Below are 17,297 nucleotides of genomic sequence, written 5' to 3' on the forward strand. Positions count from 1 at the left end.
CGTTCGATCGGTCGAGCAGGGTGAGTCGGCCCTGCGGGACGACGGAGGACGTCATGGGATTCATCTCGCTCCTGCTGCCGCTGCTGCTGATCGGCGCGGCGGTGGCGTTCGCCACCCGGCGACGGCCGGACGGACCGGGACCAGGATCGGGACCGGTACCGGGCCCCGGACCGGGGCACGTGCGGCAGTCGTACGACATCAGCGCCGACGCCGGTGCCGAGGCGCACCGCTGGGTCGAACTGCTCGGCGGGAGCCTGTCGACGCTGGACGCGGGCGGGAACACGGCCGCCCGGCAGGCGCTCGCGGACGCGGGCGAACGGCACCGGGCGGCGCAGGGACAGCTCGCCACCGCCTACTCCCCCGCCCAGTACGCGCTGGTCACGCAGACCGCCGTGGAGGGCCTGCACCACGTCCGGGTCGCCCGCACCGCGCTGGGCCTCGACCCGGGCCCCGCGCTGCCGACCTCCGGCCTGACCGGCGGCCAGGTCACGGTCGGCGACCAGACCCACACCGCCTCGGCCCGGCCGGGTGCGGCGAACCCGTACTACTACCCCGGCGGTGTGGTCGCCGGCCGCAGTGTGCCCGGCGGCTGGTACAGCACGCCGTGGTGGAAGACGGCCCTGGTGGCGAGCGCGGCGGGCGTCGGCGGGATGCTGCTCGCGGACGCGATCCTCGACGGACTCGACCACCCGCACGGCCCGGGCCCGGGCGGCCCGGGCGGCGGGGCCGGGTTCGGGTTCGGGGACTTCGGGGGCGGGCCGGGGGCCTTTTGAGGCGGGCCCTTGAGGAACGCGCACTTTGGGCTGGGTGGCCTTTGAGGCGGGTGGCCCTGAGAGGGGTGGCCTGGTGACGCGGGTGGGTGCGCCCCGGCCGGGTGGTGGGGGAAGGCCGGCCGGGGCGCGTCGGCCCCCGTTCCTCGGTGGTCAGTTGAAGGCGCCGAACGCCTTCGAGAAGGCGGACTTGTCCTGGGTGATCGAGCTGCAGGTGGCGTCCGCGGTGGGCTTGGGGCCGCCGGCGCACTGCTGGTCGCGGGTGGCCGACCACATGGACAGCCAGCCCAGGCCCTTGGACTTGGCGAAGTTCACCAGCTGGGTGGCGTCGTCGACCTTGAAGACCTCGGCGGAGACGTCGTTGACGCCGATCATCGGGGTGACGGCGACCGTCTTCCAGGCGGCCGCGTCGGACAGCCCCAGCACGCTCTTGACCTGGGCCTGCGTGGCGGTGGCCGCCTGCTCGGCGTAGGTGCCCATGTCGCCGTTGTAGGAGGCGCCGTAGTCCATCGCCATGATGTTGACGGCGGAGATCCTCACCCCGTTGGACTTGGCGTCGGACAGCAGGTTCACGCCGTCCTGGGTGAGACCCTCCGGCATGACCGGGAGGGTGAAGGAGACGTCGAGACCGGGGTGTTGGGCCTGGAGCTTGGCTATGGCCTTCGCCCGGTTGGTGTTGGCCGTCGTGTTGGGCAGCGCGCCGCCCTCCACGTCGAAGTCGACCTTGGTCAGCTTGTACGCGTCGACGACCTTGCCGTACGCCGCCGCCAGCGCGTCCGCCGAGGAGCAGGTCGTCGCGAGTTCCGAGCCGGAGGCGCCGCCGAAGGAGACCCGGACGTCACCGCCCTTGGCGCGGAGCGCCCCGATCTGCGAGGCCACACCGTCGCTGCCGAGGTCCGTTACCCCGCCCCACTTCGGTGTGCAGCCGCCGCCGTCGGTGACGAAGGCCAGGTTGTAGTTCTTCACGCCGGTCGCGTCGGCGCTGGCGAGCAGGTCGAAGGCGGGGTAGAGGGACGTGTCGACGTAGGGCGCGAATCCGGCGCTCGCGGTGGTGCCGGTACCGGTGCCGGTGCTCTGGGTGGGGGTCGGCGTGGGGGTGGGGGTCGCCGGCTGTGTGGGAGCGGAGGTCGGAGTGGAGGTCGGGGTCGGCGTCGGCGACTGTGTCGGGCGGCCGCTCGGCTCCGGTGTCGCACCGCCGTCCGTGGAACAGGAGGCGCCGTCGATACGGCAACCGCCCGGATCGCCACTGCCGTTGACCACGAAGCCGACGGTGACCGACTTGCCGGCCGCGAGGCCGTCGGTGTCCCACTTGGCGGGCGTCACGGTGACGTGCTGACCGCTGACGCTCGACTCGGCGTTCCAGAGGGAGCTGAGCCGGGCGCCCGACGGCAGGTCGAACTCCAGCTTCCAGGTCTTCTCGGTGCTGCCGCTGTTGTTCGTCACGACGTACTGCGCGGTGTAACCCGTCGACCAGTCACTGGTCTTCGTGTACGCGGCGCCGACACCGGCCGCCTGCGCGGTACCGGTGAGCAGGATCGCGCCGCCGCCCACCACGGCCGCGGCGACGGCTCCGCCGATCGCCTTGTTCCTGCCACTGACCTTGCGCCGGTGCGTACTCATGCGCGTGCCTGCCTTCGCTCTTCACGGGGTGGGGTGCGGCAGCACGCTAGCGATCCGGAAACGGGCAAAGCGCCTGATCCGGACGGGGGTTGAGGATCTTAGGGTGCGCTTAAGGAAGGGATCGGGGACGGTTAAAGGTAGAGACCAATTTCCGCTGCCGACGCCGGCGCACCGACCGGTGCCCCCGCCCGCCCGGCGTCCGCTCGCGCCCGTCCAGCTGGATCCAGATCCGCACCTCGGTCCCGCCCAGCACGGACGACCCGATCCGCACATCGCCGCCGGTCGACTCGGCGAGCCGCCGCACGATGTCCAGCCCGAGCCCGGTCGAGCCGTCGCTGCCCGAACCCCGGCCGCGCGCCATCGCCGTCTCGGGATCGGATATGCCCGGACCCGCGTCGGAGACGAGCACGATCACCGCGTCCTCGCCGTTGTGCAGGTCGACGGCGAAGGCCGTGCCCTCGGCGGTGTGCCGGAAGACATTGCCGAGCAGGGCGTCCAGCGCCGCCGCGAGGTCCGCACGGGCCACGGGTATCCGCACCGGCCGGTCGGCGCCGGCCACCCGCCATTTGCGGCCCTCGTCCTCGGCCAGCGCCGACCAGAACGCCATCCGCTCCCGCACCACCTCCGCCGCGTCGCACCCGGCGCCGGGCCCGGCGGCCGCGGTCTGCGGCTTGGCGTCCCGGGCGGTACGGATGATGGTGTCGACCTCCCGCTCCAGCTGCGCGACCGCGGCCCGCGTCTGCTCGGCGGCCGGCCCGTCCCCGAGCGAGGCCGCGTTCAGCCGCAGCACGGTCAGCGGGGTGCGCAGCCGGTGGGACAGATCCGCCGCCAACTCCCTCTCGTTCGCCAGCAGTTGTACGACCTGGTCGGCCATGGAGTTGAACGCGACGGCCGCCAGCCGCAGTTCGTTCGGCCCCTCCTCCGGCACCCTCGCCCCGAGCTTCCCCTCCCCCAGTTCGTGCGCGCCCTCGACCAGCCGCTGGGCGGGCTGCACCATCCGCACCCCCAGCCGGTCGGCGACCGCGACCGAGCCCACGATCAGCGCGACGCCGACCCCGGCGAGCACCGCCCAGGCCGTACCGACGCCGTTGGTGACCTCGGACTCGGGGACGTACACCTCCACGACCGCGATGGCGCCGGAGCTGAGCGCGACCGGCTGGAGCAGCGTGGAGCCGCCCGGCACCTCGGTGGTGGACGCCCGCCCCAGTCTGCGCACGGTCGCGATGTCCTCGTCGGCCGCGCGCCGTCTGCCGATGTCCACGGCCGCCTGACCGCCGGCCGCCGGTATGTGCACGGCCATCCCGGAGGCGGAGCCGGCCGAGGCGACGACCCGCTCCAACTGGTCGCGCTCGGTGGTGATGGACAGCGCCGGGGCGACGGCGGCCGCCTGCCGTTCGGCGTTGGAGAACGCGCGGTCGCGGGCCATCTCCTTGATGACGAGCCCGAGCGGCACCGCGAAGGCGACCACGACCATGGCGGTGACCGCCAGACAGACCTTGACCAGTGCCCATCTCATCGCGGCGCCTCCCCACCGGGCGGCTCCAGCTTCACGCCGACCCCGCGCAGGGTGTGCAGATAGCGGGGCCGCGCCGCCGTCTCGCCCAACTTCCGCCGCAGCCAGGAGAGATGGACGTCGATGGTCTGGTCGTCGCCGTACGACTGCTGCCACACCTCGGCGAGCAGCTCCTTGCGGGGGACGACCACCCCGGGGCGGCCGGCCAGGAAGGCGAGCAGGTCGAACTCGCGCCGGGTGAGGTCGAGCCGCGCACCGTCCAGCTCGGCCTGTCGGCGCAGCGGGTCGACCGTGAGGCCGCCGACGCGGAGGACGGTGGAGGGCGGGACGTCGCCGGGGGCTGTGCGGGAGCGCCGTAGCACCGCGGACATCCGCGCGGACAGGTGCTCCACCGAGAACGGCTTGGTCAGGTAGTCGTCCGCGCCCGCGTTCAGCAGGCGGACGATCTCCGTCTCGTCGTCCCGCGCGGTGGCGATGATCACCGGCACGTCGGTGATCCCGCGCAGCATCTTCAGGGCCTCGGACCCGTCCAGGTCGGGCAGGCCGAGGTCGAGGATGACCACGTCGAAGCGGAAATGGGCGACCTCGCGCAGCGCCTCCAGCGCCGTCCCCACACTGCGCACGGTGTGCGCGGCATCGGTCAGGTGCCGGATCAGCGCCGAACGTACGAACTGGTCGTCCTCGACCACGAGCACACTTGCCATGCGCGGCACCGTACGCCATGCGGACGGGCCGCACCGGGGCCTGTGGATAACTCCGAGCGTGTGCGGCCGGTGGGGCGGGTGAGGCAGTATGACCGGCGATGCGCAGAGGACTCGTACACGTACTGGCTTGGTCGCTCGCCACGGGCGCGGCGGTCACGCTGTCGTGGTGGGGTGTCCACACGGTCATGGCGGGCACGGCGTACGACCCGCCCCGCGCCCTGCCGGTCAGGGCGGCCGGCCCGACCACGCAGGAGGCGAAGCCGCTGGCCACGTCGACGCCCCGGCCGTCCCCCTCGCCGTCTTCACCATCGAGGAGCCGGCCGGGCAGCCCGTCCGCGACGCCGACGCCGAGCGTCTCGAGGACGCCGGTCGCCAAGCCGTCGCCGACCACCTCCGGGACGGTGCGGAGTTACGACACCGACGGCGGACGGGTGGTGTTCGACCTCGGCGCCGCCTCGGCGACGCTCGTGATGGCGACCCCGGACACCGGCTGGTCGATGCAGACGTGGAAGACGGACACCTGGATCCGGGTGGAGTTCACCTCGGGCACCGACAAGGTCTCGGTGATCTGCACCTGGCACGACGGGCCGCCGCACGTGGACGTCGGCAACTACTAAGGCCCTGGGGCCCGCGCGGCGCTAGCGGAACACCGACGGCGGTGGTGCGGGGGACGCGGTCGCCGCGGCGTCCGTGACCGGGCTCGCGCCGCCCGTGAAGTCCCGCAGCGCCCGGCCGTGTTCGAGGCGCCCGGGGTGCGGGTCGGAGGCGGCCCGGCGGGTGAGTTCGGCGACCGGCAGCGGGGTGTCGGAGGCGACCAGGACGGCGTTGCCGAAGCGTTTGCCGCGCAGCACGGTGGGATCGGCGACCAGGGCGAGTTCGGAGAAGCGGGCGGCCGCGGTGGCGATCTGGCCGCGCAGATGGGCCAGCGGCGGTCCGTCGGCGAGGTTCGCGGCGTAGACACCGCCCGGCTTGAGGACCCGTCGGACCTCGTCGAGGAACTCCGTGGAGGTCAGATGGGCGGGGGTGCGGGCGCCGCTGAAGACATCGGCGATGACCAGGTCGGCCCAGCCGTCCAGGACCTTGGCGAGCCCCTCGCGGGCGTCCGTGGCACGCACCCGTATGCGGGCGCCGGGGTCCAACGGCAGCTGTCGGCGCACCAGTTGGACGAGGGCCGCGTCGCGCTCGACGACCTGCTGGGTGGAGCGGGGGCGGGTCGCGGCGACGTACCGGGCGAGGGTGAGGGCGCCCCCGCCCAGGTGCACGGCGTGCACGGGACGGCCGGGCGGCGCGGCGAGGTCGATGACGTGGCCGAGGCGGCGCTGGTACTCGAAGGAGAGGTGCGCGGGGTCGTCCAGGTCGACGTGCGACTGCGGCGCCCCGTCGATCAGCAGCGTCCAGGCACGCGCGCGCTCCCGGTCGGGTATCAACTCGGCGAGCCCACCGTCGACCGCCTCGACGACGGCTTCGGCACCACCGCCGCCCCGCCGGCCGTTCCTGGACCTACCCATGCCCCCATTATCGACGGCCGGACAACGCCCTGCCCGCCCGGGCCCAGGTCAACGGCGCGGAAGACGGCCACGTCCGCCTCACTGGCAGCTGTCCGCCGCCTCGATGGTCCGGGCCGCCTCGCCCAGGGCCGCGCGCAGGACCGTCGGGTCGGTCGCGAGGTCGCCGCCGCCGGGGGGCAGCAGCCAGTCGGAGCCCTCGACGGGCGGCTCGGGGTTCAGGGCGAGGCCGCGGCCGTCGGTCTCCGTGCAGGTGCTGCCCGGCACGTCCCAGGCGGCGGCCGTGCCGGGCGGGACCAGGAAGCCGAGGGTGGCGCCGCCGTCGTGCAGTACGGGGCCGACCGCCTCGCAGGCGCCCCGGCGCAGGATGTCGACGGCCTCCAGCCCCTGCCGGGCCGGCACGGTGACGAGGTCGCAGGAGCCCCCCGGCGGGGGTGGCGCGCTGTGCTCCGGAGTCGGTGCGTGCCCCGCCGTCGTCGGCGGCATCGTCGTCTGCATCCCGGCCTCCACCACGGAACCCCTCCTTGAACGAAGCGGGTCGGGAGACGGGCGGCTCCCGGTCCGCAGTGCTCAACGCACGCGCGCGTCAACGGAAACGGCGGAAGTCCGCCGCAAAGGATGGCAGTTCATGGCAGATCCGGTATGAGATATCCGGTTTGTAGCCAAACCCTGCGTGGCGGGTCCGACACAGCAGGTACGTTCTTGCCCGCCGGAAACGGGGAGTCACTTGAACAACTCACCGCAATTCCGGCATGGTTCGACGGTTCGCACGAGAGGACCCGGCCATGGCGTCGTCAGAGCTGACCTCGTCCCAGCCCACCCGGCCACCCAGGCCGAACCTGGCCTTCCGCCGACTGCGCGGCGGGCGCTCACCGGCCGAGTTCGCCGCCGCGGTACGAAGGGCGGCCCGCGAGATCGGGGAGCGGGTCAGCTGTGACGCGCGCTATGTGGGCCGGGTCGAGGCGGGCGAGATCCGCTGCCCCAACTACGCGTACGAACGGGTGTTCCTGCACATGTTCCCCGGCCGCACGCTCACCGACCTCGGCTTCGCGCCCCGCTCGTCCGTCCGCGGACGCCGGGCGCACGCCGCCGAGGACGCGCCCCCCGTCCACCTGACGGGCGGGGGGCGCGGTCCCGATGAGACCGAGGGGGCGTACGAGCCGTATGAGACACCGCACCCGCAGGACCCCGAGATGTACGACGATGACGAGGAGAGCGACGTGCTGCGTCGCGCATTCATGACCGGGGGCGCCACCGTGGCCGCCGCCTCGCTGGGCCCCATCGGGCTCGCCTTCGACGCCGCGGCCGCGGGACGCCCCGTGCGCCGGCCCGGGGCGAGCGACGCGTACGCGCTCGAGGAGGCCGTACGCAGAATCCGGCTGCTCGACGACCGGCACGGCGCGGACGGGCTCTACCGGCGCGCGTCCCAGCCGTTGCGCGCCGCCTACGCGCTCCTCGACGCCGGCGCGACCCGGCAGACGACCGCCGAGCGGCTGCACTCGGGCGCCGGTGAACTCGCCATCTCGGTGGGCTGGCTGGCGCACGACTCCGGGCGGTTCGACGACGCCCGCTCGCACTACGCGGAGGCGCTCGCGACCGCCCGGATGACCGGCGACGACGCCCTGGAGGCGCACGCGTTCTGCAACACGGCGTTCCTCGCGCGGGACGCCGGACGCCCGCGCGAGGCGGTGCGGGCGGCGCAGGCCGCGCAACGCGTGGGGCGTTCGCTGGGCTCGCCCCGGCTGATGTCGCTGCTCGCGCTGCGCGAGGCGGGCGGCTGGGCGGGCCTCGCCGACCGCACCGCCTGCGAGCAGTCGCTGGCCCGGGCGCAGGCCCTCTACGAGCGGGGCCCCTCGGAGGCCGACCCCGAGTGGATGAGCTTCTACGGCGAGGCCGAGCTGGAGGGCCTGGAGGCGCAGTGCTGGTCGACGCTGGGCGACTGGTCGCGCGCGTCCCGCCACGCCCGGCGTGCCGCGCAGCTGCAGGACCCGCACTTCACCCGCAACATCGCCCTCTACACGGCGGAACTCGCGGACGACCTGGCGCGGGGCGGGCGGCCCGACGAGGCCGCGGCGGCGGGCATGCGGGTGCTGGACCTGCTGGACCAGGTCCAGTCGTCCCGCATCCAGACGATGCTGGCGGGCACCGCACGCGTACTGCTGCCACACCGCCGGGCGTCGGGCGTCTCGGCGTTCCTGGAACGCCACGCGTCGTCCCCACGGCCGACCTGACCCACCCGGCCACCGCCCACGCCACCCGGGCAGCGTCTGAGCCACCCGGCCACCGCCCACGCCACCTGGGCAGCGTCTGAGCCACCCCGCACCGCCTGAGCCACCCGGGTGCGCAGCGCCTGAGCTACCGGCACCGTCTCTGAGCCACCCGGCCCCGCCCGAGAACCCACCGCACCGCCCGCGCCGCCGGCCCTCTGCCCGCGCCACCCTCGCATCGCCCGAGCCCCCGGCCCACCGCACGAGCTAGCCGGCCAGGTGCCCCAGGTCGTTCCAGCTCTCGATGGCCGGTTCGCCGTAGGCCCAGCCGAGGACGGAGAGCGAGGTCGGGTTCAGGCGGATGCGGGCCGCGAAGTCGAGTGGCAGGCCCAGCCAGCGGGCGCCGATCGAGCGCAGGATGTGGCCGTGCGCGAAGACCAGTACGTCCCGGTCCGCCGAGCGCGCCCACTGGACCACCTCGTCGGCGCGGGCGGTCACGCCGGCCAGGGACTCGCCGTCCGGGACGCCGTCGCGCCAGATCAGCCAGCCCGGGCGGACGTCCTGGATCTCCTCCGGTGTCATCCCCTCGTACGCCCCGTAGTCCCACTCCAGCAGCGCGTCCCAGTGGGCCGCCCGCTCCCCGAACCCGGCGAGTTCGCACGTCTCACGCGCGCGTGCCAGCGGGCTGGTGCGCACCTCGACACCGGGCAGGGCGTCGAAGGGCGCTCGGTGCAGACGCTCGCCGAGCAGCTTGGCGCCGCGCCGGCCCTCCTCCAGGAGGGGCACGTCGGTCCTGCCGGTGTGCTTGCCGGACAGCGACCACTCGGTCTGTCCGTGCCGGGCCAGCAGGATGCGCGGTGCCATGAGGAGGAGACCCTTCCGAGTTATTCGCAGGCGGAACCCCTCCATCATCGCGCACGCTGTCCTGGGGCAACCCGACGGTCGCTCTCTGCGTCTATGAGGGCCGGGGGCGCTCCACGGGGGCCCGCACGTACGCCGTAAAGTGGCACGACCCGCGACCACGGGACGCCGCGCGAGAACGAAGGGGGAGGCGATCGGATGCCGAAGACCGAGACGACACCTGGCACCGAGGCTGCAGCCCCGCACACCCGTCTGCGCTGGTGGACCGAACTGCCGCTGATCCTGCTGGTGTACGCCTGCTACTCGGCCGGCCGGCTCCTCGCCCGCGGTGACACCTCCAGCGCCGTCGACCATGGTCTGGCGATCCTGCGCGTCGAGAAGTTCCTGCACATCAACGCCGAGCACCCGCTCAACCGGCTCTTCACGCGCGAGGCGTGGCTCGGCGTCCCGGCGGACTTCTGGTACGCCTCGCTGCACTACCTGGTCACCCCGGCCATCCTGATCTGGCTGTTCCGCTCGCGCGCGGCGCACTACCGGGCGGCGCGCACCTGGCTGATGACGTCCACCTTCATGGGCCTGATCGGCTTCACCCTGCTGCCGACGTGTCCGCCCCGTCTCCTCTCGGCGGGCCACGGGTTCGTGGACACGATGGCCCAGTACAGCTCGTACGGCTGGTGGGGCGGTGCCGCCAGCGCCCCGAAGGGTCTCGGCGGCATGACCAACCAGTACGCGGCCATGCCGAGTCTGCACGTGGGCTGGGCGCTGTGGTGCGGGGTCATGCTGTGGAAGTACGGCAGGACGCGTACGACACGGGTCCTCGCCGTCGCCTACCCGCTGCTGACGACGATCGTGGTCATGGGCACCGCGAACCACTACTTCCTGGACGCGGTCGCGGGCGCCTGCGTGATGGGCGTCGGGCTGTTCCTGACGCCGTACGTGCTGCGGGGCGTGGACGCGCTGAAGGCGCGGCTGCCGCTCACCGCAGGGCGCTCTCGCGTCGCAGGTTCCTCAATTGTCAGTGGCGGATGCCAGACTTCCGCGGGTGAGCGAATTCCACGGCAGCGCGAGTCGCGGTTCGGAAGCGGAGCCGAGCCTGGTGCCTCTCCCTCGGACGCGGGGGAAGGCGCTGCGGCAGCGGCTCGCTGAGCTGCGCGGTCCCGACGTCCCCGCCAAGGCGCTGGACGCCCGTGCCCTGGCCGCCCTCGCCGCCAACCCGGGCTGCAAGCGGCGTGCCATCCTGGACGGCGCCGGGGTGAACAAGGCGACGCTGGCGAGCTCGCTGGGCTCCCCGTCGGTGTTCGGGCAGTCGCAGTTCGCCTTCACCCGCGGCAACGCGTTCGAGGCGAAGGTCAAGGCGGACGGCGGCGCGGAACTGCTGCGGCTGGCGCACGAGAAGCTGGACCGCACCGCCGAACCGCCCACCGGGGCGCAGGCGCCCGACCTCACCGCGGCCGGCCCCGAGGGCCGCACGGCCCGTACGGCGCTGGCACTGCGCGAGGCCTCCGCCGGGCCGGGCGGCTGGACGCTCCTCGACCACCCGCTGCTCGCCCTCGACGTCGCCGGCTCCCCCGCCTTCCTGGAGCCGGACGCGGTGGTCGTCCACCCCGACGGCAGCTGGACGGTCGTCGAGATCAAGTCCTTCCCGATGCTGGACGGCTCCGCGGACCCGGCGAAGGTCGGCGCGGCGGCCCGGCAGGCGGCGGTGTACGTCCTGGCCCTGGAGGAGGTCGCCGCGCGTCTGGACCCGGCTCCGGTGGTACGGCAGCGCGTCCTGCTCGTCTGCCCGAAGGACTTCTCCAACCTCCCCACCGCCTCCGCCGTCGACGTCCGCAAGCAGCGCGCCGTCACCGCCCGCCAGCTGGCCCGGCTCACCCGCGTCGAGGACATCGCCGACACGCTCCCGGCGGGCACGTGCTTCTCCCCCGACCTGCCCCCCGAGGAGCTGACGGCGGCCGTCGAGTCGGTCCCGGCGACCTACGCGCCCGAGTGCCTCTCCGCGTGCGAACTGGCCTTCCACTGCCGCGCCCGCTCCCGCGAGGCGGGCGCGGTCACCTCCCTGGGCCGCTCGGTCCGCGCCGAACTCGGCGGCCTGACGACCGTCGAGGAGGTGTGGTCGGCGGCCCAGGGAACGGCCGGCGACCCGACGGACCCCGCCGTGGCAGCGCTGCGAAGGGCCGCCCACCTGCGCGCCGAGGCGCTGGAAGGCACGGCGCCGCGAGCACGGACCGGAGAGTCACCATGTCCCTGATCTCCACGCTCAGCCGGCTGGAAGCCGTCCGGACCGGCCGGGCGCAGCCCGCCGCCACCGTCCGGCACCGGCATCTGGCCGACCGCCCGCTCGTCTTCGTGCCGTTGACCACCGCCGGTGAGGCCGGTGCCCCGCTGGGCGCGCTCGTCGGCACCGAGCGGGACGCGCCCCGGCTGCTCGTCGTACCGCAGCCCCGCGACCGGGACCTGCGGTTCGCGTTCCTGGCCGAACTGGCGGACGCCGTGCTGCCGTACATCGACGCCCACGCCGAGGACGTGGAAGCGGCCGAGCGGACCGAGACCGACCCGGAGACCGGCAAGCGGGTCAAGGTCGAGGTCGAACTGTGCGCCGACGCCCCGCAGTTGATCGTCCCCAGCCGCGCCGGCATCGACTTCGTACGGCTGCTCGGCCGCTCCATGCGCTTCCGTCGTACGGCGGAGCAGGACCCGGAGACCCCGTACCCGGCGCCCCCGCGCGTGCCGCTGCTCGGCCGGTGGCTGACCCACTTCGGGGAGCGCGCCCGCGTCCCCGGCTCCTCCCTGCTGCTGGCCATGACCGACGTGCTGTCCCGGCACTGGGCTACCGGCCAGTCCAACCTGGAGGACCAGCATCTGGGCGCCCTGCTCGCCTGGATCGCCCCGCCCGAGGGCATGTCGGGAGCCGAGGCGGCGCTGCACGCCGAGCTGGCCCGCGGCCCCCGTGACCAGCTGCTGTGCCCGCCCGCGGGCCCGGCCACCGACCCCGCCTTCGACAACAAGCTCCTCGCCCCGGCCATCGAGCGCTACGACCGCGCGCGGACCGCCCTCGCCGCCGCCGAGGACGGTCTGGAGGCCGACGACCGGCTCGGCGAACTCACCGCCGCGGAGCGGGAGATCCGTGACCTGATCGCGGGCGTCACCCGGCCCACGTGGGACCGCGTGTGGGACGGCCTCGACCTGCTCCGCTCCCTCCCCGAGGGCGCACACGTCGAGGAGCGGTGGACGCGCGACCGCTGGTCGTTCACCGCCCACCGCGACCGTGTCACGGCCGGCGAGCCTCCGCAGCCGCGCCGCGACGACGCGGTCACCGCCGCGAACAAGCTCGCCTCGCGCGAGCGGGAGCAGGCCCGGCTGGAGGCGCAGGAGGCCCTCGACGATCCGCTGGTGATGGCGGGCCGACGGCTGGCAGGGGAGGCGTTCGCGGGCGAGGTCACGGAGGTCGTGATGGCGTACAGCGAGAGCAAGCGGCCGAGCCCCCGCCCGCTGGTGACGATCCGCACCGACGACCGGCCGCACCTGGGTGAGCGGGCCAAGGCGTACCGCTCGCTGGACGGCAAGCCGCAGTCGGCCGAGTTCGTCGGATCCGAGGAGTCCGAGGACGGCGGCACGCTCGTGGTGCTGCGCGTGCTCGACAAGATGGGCCGCGGGAAGGAGCCGGAGCCGGGCTCGGTCCCGGAGAAGGGCGACCGGCTCTGCTTCACCCTCTTCGAGCACGAGCAGCGCGGCGGCCCCAAGCTGCCCGACCCGGAGCAGACGCCGTGGACGCACGGCGGACCGCCCGGTGAGCCCATGGCCGAGCCGGCCGATCCCCTGACCGCGGAGGACGTCCTGTGACCACCGTTCTCGACCCCGGGGCGGCGGCCGCCGAGGCCACCGACGCGATCCTCCACGACACCCTGCACGGCAGTCACCGGGGCGTGGTCGTCGACTCCCCGCCGGGCGCCGGCAAGTCCACGCTGGTCGTCCGCGCGGCGCTCGAACTGGCCGACGCGGGGCGCCCGTTGATGATCGTCGCGCAGACGAACGCGCAGGTCGACGACCTCGTCGTCCGGCTCGCCGAGAAGAGCCCGCAGCTTCCGGTCGGCCGGCTGCACAGCAGTGACGCCGACCCGTACGACAAGGCGCTGGACGAGCTGCCGCACGTGCGCAAGTCGGCGAAGGCGGCCGATCTGGCGGGGCTCCCGGTGGTGATCTCCACCGCCGCGAAGTGGGCGCATGTGAAGGCCGACGAGCCCTGGCGGCACGCGATCGTCGACGAGGCGTACCAGATGCGCTCGGACTCGCTGCTCGCGGTGGCTGGGCTGTTCGAGCGGGCGCTGTTCGTGGGCGATCCGGGTCAGCTGGACCCCTTCTCGATCGTGGGCAGCGAGCAGTGGGCGGGGCTGTCGTACGACCCCTCGGCCTCCGCCGTGACCACTCTCCTGGCCCACAACCCGGAACTTCCCCAGCACCGCCTGCCGGTCTCCTGGCGGCTCCCGGCCTCCGCGGCCCCTCTGGTCTCGGACGCCTTCTACCCGTACACGCCCTTCCGCAGCGGCACGGACCACGACGACCGCCGTCTCTCCTTCGCCGTTCCCTCGGACGGCTCAGGCCCCGACCGGGTGATCGACGCGGCTGCCGAGTCGGGCTGGGGCCTGCTGGAGCTGCCCGCGCGGCACACCCCGCGCACGGACCCGGAGGCGGTGCGGGCGGTGGCGACGGTGGTACGACGGCTGCTGGACCGGGAGGGCGCGGCGACGTCGGAACGCTCACCGGCCCCCGCCCCCCTCACCGCCGGCCGCATCGCCGTCGGCACGGCCCACCGCGACCAGGCGGCGGCCGTCCGGGCGGCCCTGGCGGAGCTGGGCGTCGCGGGCGTCACCGTGGACACGGCGAACCGGCTGCAGGGCATGGAGTTCGACGTCACGGTGATCCTGCACCCGCTCTCCGGCCGCCCCGACGCCACCGCCTTCCACCTGGAGACGGGCCGCCTGTGCGTCCTGACCTCCCGCCACCGCCACGCCTGCATCGTCGTCTGCCGAGCCGGCGTCGACGCCCTGCTGGACGACTACCCGTCCACGGAACCGGTCCAACTGGGAACGCTGGTGAAGTTCCCGGACGGCTGGGAGGCGAACCACGCGGTGCTGGCCCGGCTGGCGCAACACCGGGTGAACTGGCAGCCCTGACCAGCCATGCGGCGCCATCCGGACAAGCGATCAGCGCAGCACCCCCACCCACCGGACGGAGACCGGCCCGCCGCCGGAGGCGGCCAATGGATACAGCCCCGGACGGCTGGGAGGCGAACCACGCGGTGCTGGCCCGGCTGGCGCAACACCGGGTGAACTGGCAGCCCTGACCAGCCATGCGGCTTCCTGCCTGTGCGGCTCCGGAACATCGGGGCGTCCGGCGGGCTTGATACCGGCCGGAGGAATCCGTGCCCTCTTGCGTGGGCGCGGGACAATGGACGGTGGCCCGTGTACTGGAGGGTCTTCCGTGACGTACGAGGAGGAGAAGACATGGCGGAGCAGACGCCGCGTCGGAACGAACCGCGGCTGCGCCCCGCGCCCCTGCTCTTCAAGCCCGCCGAGGCGGCCGCCGATCCGGAGCACTTCTTCGACCTGGAGTCCATCGACGACCCCCGCGCCCTGCTGGCCCGCTCGACCGAGCTGGCGCAGGCGTTCCGCGCGGCGGCCGACCGGGCCGTGGAGTTCCAGGCGATGGCGGCCGCGCAGCTCGCCGACCCGCGCCGCTTCGACCGGCTGACGCCGGCGGACATCGCGGAGCGGGCCGAGTGGACCGAGGACTACGCCAAGAAGATGGTCGAGTTCGGCCGGGACCTGATGCGCGGGGTCGAGGGCGCCGGGTCCGCCGACCCCGTCTGAGCAGCCCCCGAGCGGGCGGTCTGAACACGGGACACTTCGGATTGGCATATGCCAGGCGGGCAAGATACCCGCTCCCGCCCGCCGCTGTCCCGGTTTCCGGCAACCCTCGGAAACCGTGCGTTCACAGCCGGTAGACATGTCCTCCATGAGCAGTGAACGCATCGACCCGTTCTCCGACGGCCTCGACGCCTGCCGGGTCACCCCGGACGGAGCCGCCTGGCTCGCCTCCGCCGGAACGTATCCGCGCAGCACGCTCGCCCTCTGGGAGGAGCGCCCCGACGCCCCGGTGGTCCTGGCCTGCGGCTCCGTCTTCGACGTCGTCAACGCGCCCGCGGTCTTCGGGCGCCGGATGGTCGACCGGCTGTGGGACGAGGGGCCGGGCTCCGGCCCCGTGGCGGCCTTCCGGGGTCGCATGCTGCTGTTCGCCGCGCCGGGCACGGCCCAGCGGCTGCCGTCGCTGCTGGGCTGGGAGGAGTTCGGCCGTACGGGCGCGATCCCGCCGCTGCTGTGTCACGGCCTCGGCGACGCGGTGACCGTACCGGCCCCGCTGGCCTCCGCCGCCGCCTCGGCCTCCCGCTGGCTGGTCGCCCCGGACACCCGCCGCCCCTGGCTCCCGGGCCCCGAAATCGTGCTCTGGGCTGCGGTAAGGGCGGCACGAGCGGCCGTCCGGATATCGATTTCGTCCTCTCCGGATCAGGATGCTAAGGTCTACGACGTCAGCAGGCGCCGCTAGCTCAGTTGGTTAGAGCAGCTGACTCTTAATCAGCGGGTCCGGGGTTCGAGTCCCTGGCGGCGCACAGACAGCAAGGCCCTCCGCAGCAGCGGAGGGCCTTTTGCGTTGCCGCACATCGCACAAGGCCGCATCTCACAAGGCCACACATCCCACAAAGCCGCACATCACACAGCCGCACCCGCCCCACCCGTCGTGATCTTCACCGTCCACGCCCCCGTGACCGTCCGCCCCTCCACCTGGACGCGCACCTTGCTGCCCGGGACCGTGAAGGTCTCGCCGAGGGCGACCGGGGCGTCGGCGAGGGGTGGATAGACGGAGTTCTCCCAGCAGGCCTCGGTGTGGGGGTGGGCGTCGATCACCCGGATGGGCCCGTCGCCGGAGGGGGCGCCGCTGCGGACGCGGTAGACGAGGATGCCGGAGCGGCAGGCCGTCGTGTCGTTGCCGACCGGCTCACGCGCCTCGAAGGCGAGCACGCTGTCGGGACCGGTGCGCAGGACCGCGAGCTTGGTGCCCCGCCCGAGCCCGAAGGCGGGCGGGGCAGCGGCTCCCGTGACCGGCGGTACCGGCGCCGCGTCCAGCGGCTCCAGCGTCAGCAGGGTGGTGCCGGACTCCCGTACGCACACCACCTGCCGCGGCTCCAGCCACCCCAGCTTCCACTTGTGCCAGCCGAACAGGTCCGGGGACAGCCCGAACTGGCTGCCCATCAGGTCCCAGTCGCCGACGTACGTGTCCCAGTCGCCCTTGCCGTCGACCGGCCGGTGGTAGAGGTCCGGCAGGTCGAAGACGTGGCCGGTCTCGTGGGCGAGGACCAGCCGGTCCGGCGGATGCTTCTCGAAGACCGTGACGACGCGGCGGATGTCCCGGCCGTCCGCCCGCAGCGGGACGTCCAGGTTGACGACCTTCGTGGCGTCCGAGTCAACGCCGGGCGCGTCCGGGTCGGCGACGAAGTAGACGACGTCGTAGCGGGAGAAGTCGACGCGCGGGTCGGCGACGGCGAGCGCGTCGCGCAGATAGGCGGCGCGGTGCTCGGGGTTCCAGTCGCGTCGTATGGCGTAGGCGGTCGCCGGGTGCGGCATCCGGATCCACCGTTCGAGTGGGTGCGGGCGCAGGGTGAATTTGCCGTAGGAGGCACGCTCGTAGAAGCGGGTGGTGGCCGGGAAGTGGTCGGCGGTCAGCTGGGCGGGCGTGGTGCGCGGGCGCGAGCCGGGGAACGACAGGAAGACCATGACCGCGTCCAGCGCGCGGGTGGGGCGCGGGTAGTCGGCGTTCCAGGTGTCGAGGCCCTCGGAGTGGTGGGCCTCGGTGCGCTGCAGGGCGCACGGCACCGAGGAGAAGGGCTCGGCGACCGTAGCCCCGGTGATCAGGGAGGTCGCGGCGAGCGCGGACAGGGTGGTGCACACGGCGGCGGTGCTGCGCAGTCGGGGGCCCCGGAATCCCTTGGGGGGAGCCATGAAGGGGAACTGACGCGGCACGGGGACCTCCGGGAGCGGTACACGGGACACCGCACCCAGCCTGTG

At 73.7% G+C, this 17,297-nt stretch carries 16 protein-coding genes and 1 tRNA gene; 10 read left to right on the forward strand and 7 right to left on the reverse strand.

From position 1 onward, the window contains the following. Nucleotides 1-53: 53 nt before the first annotated feature. The gene (locus tag MKW14_RS07325; RefSeq protein ID WP_240859973.1) at nt 54-773 is read left to right on the forward strand and encodes a hypothetical protein; all 720 of its coding nucleotides are present in this window, start codon (nt 54-56) and stop codon (nt 771-773) included. A gap of 150 nt (nt 774-923) precedes the next feature. On the opposite strand, the gene MKW14_RS07330 is transcribed toward MKW14_RS07325, so the two are convergent. From MKW14_RS07330 to MKW14_RS07340, 3 genes are all read right to left on the reverse strand, one after another. Beyond that, nucleotides 924-2,390 (reverse strand): glycoside hydrolase family 18 protein, encoded by a 1,467-nt coding sequence (locus MKW14_RS07330; RefSeq protein ID WP_240859975.1) that lies wholly within the window; start codon nt 2,388-2,390, stop codon nt 924-926. Nucleotides 2,391-2,499: 109 nt separating this feature from the next. After that, nucleotides 2,500-3,906, reverse strand: coding sequence for a sensor histidine kinase (locus tag MKW14_RS07335; RefSeq protein WP_240859977.1), 1,407 nt, complete (start codon nt 3,904-3,906; stop codon nt 2,500-2,502). After that, nucleotides 3,903-4,607, reverse strand: coding sequence for a response regulator transcription factor (locus MKW14_RS07340; protein ID WP_240859979.1), 705 nt, complete (start codon nt 4,605-4,607; stop codon nt 3,903-3,905). Before MKW14_RS07340 ends, MKW14_RS07335 begins: the two co-directional genes overlap by 4 nt. Before the next feature lie 98 nt (nt 4,608-4,705). Here MKW14_RS07340 and MKW14_RS07345 point away from each other — a divergent pair, with 98 nt between their 5' ends. Beyond that, nucleotides 4,706-5,224: a hypothetical protein gene (locus MKW14_RS07345; protein WP_240859981.1), complete on the forward strand. Its 519-nt coding sequence runs from the start codon at nt 4,706-4,708 to the stop codon at nt 5,222-5,224. A 21-nt stretch (nt 5,225-5,245) separates the two neighbouring features. Here MKW14_RS07345 and MKW14_RS07350 read toward each other — a convergent pair whose 3' ends face one another. Together MKW14_RS07350 and MKW14_RS07355 are read right to left on the reverse strand one after the other, a co-directional pair. Continuing rightward, nucleotides 5,246-6,115: a spermidine synthase gene (locus MKW14_RS07350; protein WP_240859983.1), complete on the reverse strand. Its 870-nt coding sequence runs from the start codon at nt 6,113-6,115 to the stop codon at nt 5,246-5,248. A gap of 78 nt (nt 6,116-6,193) precedes the next feature. Beyond that, entirely contained in the window at nt 6,194-6,598 is a 405-nt protein-coding gene (locus MKW14_RS07355; RefSeq protein WP_374116546.1) for a hypothetical protein, read from the reverse strand. 299 nt (nt 6,599-6,897) lie between these two features. Between MKW14_RS07355 and MKW14_RS07360 the strand changes: the two genes are divergently transcribed. Next, complete coding sequence (locus MKW14_RS07360; RefSeq protein WP_240859986.1) at nt 6,898-8,343, forward strand: NsdA family TPR-like regulatory protein; 1,446 nt, start codon at nt 6,898-6,900, stop codon at nt 8,341-8,343. Between the two features lie 243 nt (nt 8,344-8,586). On the opposite strand, the gene MKW14_RS07365 is transcribed toward MKW14_RS07360, so the two are convergent. After that, on the reverse strand, nt 8,587-9,183 hold the full coding sequence (locus MKW14_RS07365; RefSeq protein ID WP_240859988.1) for a histidine phosphatase family protein: 597 nt from the start codon (nt 9,181-9,183) through the stop codon (nt 8,587-8,589). 195 nt (nt 9,184-9,378) lie between these two features. On the opposite strand from MKW14_RS07365, the gene MKW14_RS07370 reads away from it, so the two are divergent. From MKW14_RS07370 to MKW14_RS07400, 7 genes are all read left to right on the forward strand, one after another. Continuing rightward, entirely contained in the window at nt 9,379-10,326 is a 948-nt protein-coding gene (locus MKW14_RS07370) for a phosphatase PAP2 family protein (RefSeq protein WP_240859990.1), read from the forward strand. After that, complete coding sequence (locus tag MKW14_RS07375; protein ID WP_240859992.1) at nt 10,277-11,428, forward strand: hypothetical protein; 1,152 nt, start codon at nt 10,277-10,279, stop codon at nt 11,426-11,428. The genes MKW14_RS07370 and MKW14_RS07375 overlap by 50 nt, the downstream gene beginning before the upstream one ends. Next, nucleotides 11,419-13,020 carry an amino acid adenylation domain-containing protein gene (locus MKW14_RS07380; RefSeq protein WP_240859994.1) on the forward strand — a complete coding sequence of 534 codons (1,602 nt, stop codon included), beginning with the start codon at nt 11,419-11,421 and terminating at the stop codon, nt 13,018-13,020. Before MKW14_RS07375 ends, MKW14_RS07380 begins: the two co-directional genes overlap by 10 nt. After that, nucleotides 13,017-14,351, forward strand: a complete 1,335-nt coding sequence (locus MKW14_RS07385; protein WP_240859997.1) for an AAA family ATPase — start codon at nt 13,017-13,019, stop codon at nt 14,349-14,351. The genes MKW14_RS07380 and MKW14_RS07385 overlap by 4 nt, the downstream gene beginning before the upstream one ends. 330 nt (nt 14,352-14,681) lie before the next feature. Beyond that, on the forward strand, nt 14,682-15,047 hold the full coding sequence (locus tag MKW14_RS07390) for a DUF8844 domain-containing protein (RefSeq protein ID WP_240859999.1): 366 nt from the start codon (nt 14,682-14,684) through the stop codon (nt 15,045-15,047). Nucleotides 15,048-15,192: 145 nt separating this feature from the next. Continuing rightward, nucleotides 15,193-15,780 (forward strand): bifunctional DNA primase/polymerase, encoded by a 588-nt coding sequence (locus tag MKW14_RS07395; RefSeq protein ID WP_240860001.1) that lies wholly within the window; start codon nt 15,193-15,195, stop codon nt 15,778-15,780. Beyond that, nucleotides 15,771-15,844: transfer RNA gene (locus MKW14_RS07400), tRNA-Lys, on the forward strand. Before MKW14_RS07395 ends, MKW14_RS07400 begins: the two co-directional genes overlap by 10 nt. A 100-nt stretch (nt 15,845-15,944) precedes the next feature. On the opposite strand, the gene MKW14_RS07405 is transcribed toward MKW14_RS07400, so the two are convergent. Further along, nucleotides 15,945-17,282: a M6 family metalloprotease domain-containing protein gene (locus MKW14_RS07405; RefSeq protein WP_240860003.1), complete on the reverse strand. Its 1,338-nt coding sequence runs from the start codon at nt 17,280-17,282 to the stop codon at nt 15,945-15,947. Between the last annotated feature and the right edge of the window lie 15 nt (nt 17,283-17,297).

It is taken from the genome of Streptomyces gilvus, from assembly GCF_022513565.1.
GTDB classification, from domain to species: domain Bacteria; phylum Actinomycetota; class Actinomycetes; order Streptomycetales; family Streptomycetaceae; genus Streptomyces; species Streptomyces gilvus.